The organism is Streptomyces sp. P17 (genome assembly GCF_032436805.1).
Taxonomy (GTDB): domain Bacteria; phylum Actinomycetota; class Actinomycetes; order Streptomycetales; family Streptomycetaceae; genus Streptomyces.
In genome coordinates, this window is the sequence record NZ_JAVRBF010000138.1 from 1 (window position 1) to 4,704 (window position 4,704).

Here is a 4,704-nt window from a genome sequence, read left to right on the forward strand (position 1 = left end):
CGGTATGCGTCGACACCGCCCCGATCACCCGCTACCCCGACACCAACCCGGAGCACCACACCACCCCGGACAACCTCGCCTACGTCATCTACACCTCCGGATCGACCGGCACCCCCAAGGGCGCCATGATCCAGCACTCCGGGGTGGTGAACATGGCTGGTGCGCTGCGGAGGGAATACCGACTCCACACCGGCAGCCGGATTCTCCAGTTCGCGTCGCTCGCGTTCGATGCTTCGGCCTTCGAGATCTTCTCGATGTTCGGGGTCGGCGGAACGGTGGTACTCGCCTCTCGCCCGCAGCTGATGCCCGGAGGTGAGCTGGAGAACACCATCCGGACCTACGGCATCAACACGATCACGCTTCCTCCTTCGGTTCTCGAGCGAGCGGACACGAGCTTCCTGGAGCAGTTGGACGTTCTGATCGTCGGCGGTGAAGCGTCCAATCCGGAGTCCTGGCAGGCATGGCAGCGGTGCCCGCGGCTGATCAACGGTTACGGCCCGTCTGAGGCGACCGTGTGCGTCGTCACGTACGACGGAAAGGAAGCCGTGTCGGGCTCCGTGCCGATCGGTCGTCCTGTCGCGAACACCGAGGTGTTCGTGGTGGGTCAGGCCGACCGGCTGGTGCCGGTCGGTGTGCCCGGGGAGCTGCTGGTGGGTGGGGCCAGCGTGGGGCGGGGCTACCTGAACCGGCCGGAGCTGACCGCCGAGAAGTTCGTCGAAGTGGAGATCGGTGCAAAGACCCGTCGGGTGTATCGCACCGGCGACCTGGCCCGGTGGCTGCCCAGCGGTGACCTGGAGTTCCTCGGCCGGATCGACACCCAGATCAAGATGCGGGGCATCCGCATCGAACTTGGCGAGATCGAGACACGGTTGGTGGCGCACCAGGACGTGGCGTCGGCCGTAGCGGTCGTGCGTGAGGAGTCCGCCGGGGACAAGCGGCTCGTTGCCTACGTGGTACCGCGCCAGGGCGTCACGCTGGACACCACGGGGATGCGGCGCTGGTGCGGCGACAGCCTGCCCGACTACATGGTGCCCGCCGCGTTCGTGTTCCTGGACGCCCTGCCGCTCACGCCCAACGGCAAGGTGGACCGCCGGGCCCTGCCCGCCCCCGAGAGTGACCGGCCCGATCTCGCCGCCCAGTACGTGGCTCCGCGCGACGAGATCGAGACCGCCATCGCCGGCATCTGGGCCAAGGTGCTGGGCGTCGACCAGGTCGGCATTCACGACAACTTCTTCGACCTGGGCGGACACTCCCTGCTTCTGGCACAGGTGCGCGGTCACCTCGCCACGCGACTGGACGTGTCGATTCCCATGGTCGCGTTGTTCCAGCACACCTCGGTACGCGCCCTGACCCGGTATCTCTCCGACCGCGACACAACGCCGGTGGACGACACGGCGCTCGCGCGGTCCCGGCAGAGCGGCAGGACGAGGCTGAGCCAGCGGCGCCGCCGTAGCTCTTCGAAGGGAGACAGCTGATGACCGACGGCGACACCTTCGAGGTGAACCCTTCGCATATCGCCGTCATCGGGATGGCGGGCCGCTTCCCGGAGGCGGAGGACCTAGACGGGTTCTGGCAGAACCTGGTCCAGGGCGTGGAGTCGGTCAAGCCCGTACAGGTCTCCGACGATGTGTCGCACAGTCCCGCGTTCGCCGAGCTCAGCGATCCCGACTGCTTCGACTCGGACTACTTCGGTTACGCGCCACGAGAAGCCCTGATCATCGATCCGCAGCATCGACTGTTCATGGAATGCGCGGTCGAGGCTCTCGAATGCGCGGGTGAGGACCCGGCGCGTTTCCCCGGTCCCATCGGCGTCTACGCGGGCGGCAGCCAGACGGGCCACCTGGAGTCGCTGCGTGCCGTGCGGGACCGGCTGGGGAATCCGAGCGAGATGATGCTCGGCTTCGGCACCGGCATCGCCTTTCTGACCACACGCGTCGCCTATCAGCTCGGCCTCCGGGGTCCCGCCGTCACCGTGCAGACCGCCTGCTCCACGTCGCTGGTGGCCGTCCATCAGGCCGCGCAGGCGCTGCTGGCGGGTGACTGCGACATGGCGCTGGCCGGCGGGGCCAGTGTTCACATACCGACGCCCATAGCCGAGTACACCGAGGACGGGGCGATGTCCGGCGATGGGCATTGCCGGGCGTTCGACGCTGCCGCCGGAGGTTCGGTGGGGGGTGATGCCGTGGGCATCGTGGTCCTGAAGCGTCTGGAGGACGCGGTAGCGGACGGGAACACGATTCACGCCGTGCTGATAGGCACCGCCGTGAACAACGACGGCCACGACAAGATCGGATTCACAGCGCCGAGCGTGTCGGGGCAGGCCGAGGTCATGCGGACCGCGCTGAAGATCGCGGAGGTCAGTCCTGACACCGTGTCCTATGTCGAGACCCACGGCACGGGCACGCGATTGGGTGATCCGATCGAGGTCGCCGCGCTCACCGCGGCATACGGGCCGGGGCGGGTGGCTGATCGGCCGCAGGGTCCGATCTGGATCGGTTCGCTGAAGACCAACATCGGCCATTCCGATGCCGCCGCCGGGGTCGCAGGCCTGATCAAGACGATCCTGGCACTGCGCCACCGGCTGATACCGCCGAGCCTGAACTTCGAGACGCCCAACCCGGAGATCGACTTCGAGAACTCTCCCTTCCGGGTGAACGCGGCACTGCGCGAGTGGGAGTCCTACGGCGCTCCTCGCCGGGCAGCGGTCAACGCCCTCGGTGTCGGGGGCACCAACGCCCACGTCCTTCTCGAAGAGGCGCCACCGATCCCTCGTACGGCGGCGGAGAAGCCGTCCCAGCTGGTGGTGATCTCGGCCAAGTCCCGTCCGGCCCTCTCCGAGGCGCGCACTCGGCTCGCCGAGCACCTCGAGAAGCATCCCGCCACCGACCTCGCGGACGTGGCCTGGACCACCCAGATGGGCCGTCAGGGCCACCCGTACCGGCAGGCCTTCGTCGCCTCGACCGCGCACGATCTCGCGGCGCGGATAGCCGACACCGACCCCGCCCTGGTCGAGCCGGTCAATGGCACCGACCGTTCCGTGGCCATGGTCTTTCCCGGCCATGGAGGTCAGAAGCTGGGCATGGCCCGGGAGCTCTACCTCAATGAGGAGGCCTTCAGAGCATCCTTCGACGCATGCGCGGCGGCATTCGCTCCCCACCTCGATATCGCGCTGCCCGATGTCCTCTTCGGCGATCCATCCCCGTCGGCGGGGACGGACTTCGCGGAGTTGCCCGTCGCGCACGCGGCGATCTTCAGCGTCGAGATGGCTCTGTATCGGCTGTGGGAGTCATGGGGGATCACGCCGGGCGTGGTCGCCGGTCAGAGTCTCGGAAGCTACGCGGCAGCATGTGTGGCCGGGGTCTTCACTCTGGCCGACGCGGCGGCGGTCGTGACCTGCCGAAGCCGGTTGCTGGAGACGCTTCCGAGCGGAGGGATGCTCGCAGTGTCCCTGCCGGAGTCCGAGGTGTCCGGGCTCCTGACGGATGGAGTCTCGCTCGGAGCCGTGAACGGACCAGATCAGTGTGTGGTGTCCGGACCGATGACCGCTGTCGTGGAACTGGCCGCACGGTTGGAGAAGGGCGGAGTCGACGTTCGTCGGCTGCACATCCCGGGCGCCGGTCACTCCTCGCTGGTGGACTCGATCACCGGGCGGTTCGCCGACTACATGACGTCCGTCGAGTTCGGCCGACCGGTTGTCCCGTTCGTCTCCGACAGTGACGGCCGCCTCATGGACCCGGATCGGCTGACCACCCCGCAGTACTGGGTGGACCACATGCGCAACACCGTCCGTTTCGGTGACGTCGTCTCGACGCTGCTCGATGCCGACAACAGAACGATCCTCGAGGTAGGGCCGGGTCGCAGCATGACCACTCTGGTCCGCAGGCATCCAGATCTCAGGAAGGACCACCTCGTCGTCTCGAGTTTGCCTCACCCCTCGGCTCCGGTCTCCGATCTCGAGCACATTCTCGGCTCGGCGGGCTCCCTCTGGAGTGCCGGCCACGACCTCGACTGGCACGGAGTCCACTCCGGGGCGGACAGGCGGCGCATCGCGCTGCCCACCTACCCGTTCCAGCGCACGAGGTTCCGGCTGGACCTCACCGCTGAGGAGCCGGTGTCGATCGAGCGGGTGGCCGTAGTGGACGTCGATCCCGAAGTGCTGCTGGAGGCGCCGGGCACGGCGTCCGAAGCCGCCGTGGCACGCGTCTTCGAGGAAGTACTCGGAATCTCCCAGCCCGCCAGGCAACACGACTTCTTCAAGCTGGGCGGCGACTCCCTGCTGGCGACGCAGCTCACCTCCCGGCTGCGCAAGGATCTGTCCATTCGAGTCTCAGTCCGGGAGGTGTTCCACGCACCGACGGTCGCGGCACTCGCTGAGCTCGTCGATGCGAAGCTGACCTCAGCCTCTGCCGACCGCAACGATGCCGCGGCATCCGACGGGGCGGCGCTCGTACCGGTGCCGCGTGCAGAGGGCAGCCTGCCGCTGTCGTTCGCACAGCAGCGCCTGTGGTTCCTCGAACAACTGGGGCTGGACGGGCTGGATCTGTCCATCCCGGGGATGCTGCGGGTACGGGGTGGTCTGGACGTCGAGGCATTGGGGACAGCGTTCTCGGGTTTGACGGCGCGGCACGAGGTGCTGCGTACGCGGTTCGTCATCGGTGCCGGGGGCGAGCCGGTTCAGGTGGTCGACGAGCCCGGCCCGGTACG

2 protein-coding genes are annotated in these 4,704 nt (G+C 67.9%); both read left to right on the forward strand.

What is annotated here, in order from left to right; all coding sequences use genetic code 11:
- Window positions 1–1,475, forward strand: a 1,475-nt coding sequence (locus tag RMT89_RS39670) for a non-ribosomal peptide synthetase (RefSeq protein ID WP_315888609.1), incomplete at its 5' end; no start/stop codon positions are given.
- Window positions 1,475–4,704: beta-ketoacyl synthase N-terminal-like domain-containing protein (locus RMT89_RS39675; RefSeq protein WP_315888610.1), on the forward strand; the 3,230-nt coding region annotated here is incomplete at its 3' end. The genes RMT89_RS39670 and RMT89_RS39675, both read left to right, overlap by 1 nt.